Consider the following 277-nt stretch of genomic DNA (forward strand, 5'->3'; position numbering starts at 1 on the left):
ATCATGGGGTACGGCACGGTCGCCTATTTTACCGAAGGCAAAGCGACGAAAGGTTCGGATAAAATCTCCTACGAATGGATGGGGACACCCTGGCATTTCGCCAATAACAAACACCGCGAGATGTTTATGAGCGAACCGCTTAAATACGCGCCTCAGTACGGCGGCTATTGTGCGGGCGAGGTGAGCGGCGGGTCTGTCACGGTCAACATCGATCCTGAAGCCTTCAAGATCGTCGAGGGCAAGCTTTATCTGATGTATGACAAGGCGGACGCGGAGG

The 277-nt window shown here is 54.2% G+C and carries 1 protein-coding gene; it reads left to right on the plus strand.

The annotated features are described in order from the left end of the window. Positions 1–277, plus strand: a 277-nt coding sequence (locus tag AF337_RS17330) for a YHS domain-containing (seleno)protein (RefSeq protein ID WP_280138855.1), incomplete at both ends; no start/stop codon positions are given.

The organism is Rhizobium ecuadorense, assembly GCF_001187535.1.
In the GTDB taxonomy this organism is placed as follows: domain Bacteria; phylum Pseudomonadota; class Alphaproteobacteria; order Rhizobiales; family Rhizobiaceae; genus Rhizobium; species Rhizobium ecuadorense.